Source organism: Paenibacillus sp. GYB006, assembly GCF_036577645.1.
GTDB lineage: Bacteria > Bacillota > Bacilli > Paenibacillales > Paenibacillaceae > Paenibacillus.
The window spans coordinates 1-257 of the sequence record NZ_JARBDA010000093.1 but is presented as its reverse complement, the minus strand read 5'-3'; the positions used below and the strand labels follow the sequence as shown (position 1 = coordinate 257).

General features: G+C 52.5%; 1 rRNA gene. It reads right to left on the bottom strand.

Annotation, left to right across the window (positions count from 1 at the left end):
• A 23S ribosomal RNA gene (locus tag PV403_RS25145) occupies positions 1–257 on the bottom strand; the annotation flags it as partial.

The following is a 257-nucleotide window of genomic DNA, read 5'->3' as shown; positions in this document are numbered from 1 at the left end:
TCCTGCCGGATTCATACGAGGTTTCACGTGCCTCGCACTACTCGGGATCCGTCTCGGAGGGAACAGACTTTTGACTACAGGGCTTTTACCTTCTCTGGCGGGCCTTTCCAGACCTCTTCAACTAACCTACTCCTTTGTAACTCCACGTGAGACGTCCCACAACCCCAACCAGCAAGCTGATTGGTTTGGGCTAATCCGCGTTCGCTCGCCGCTACTGACGGAATCACTATTGTTTTCTCTTCCTCAGGGTACTTAGA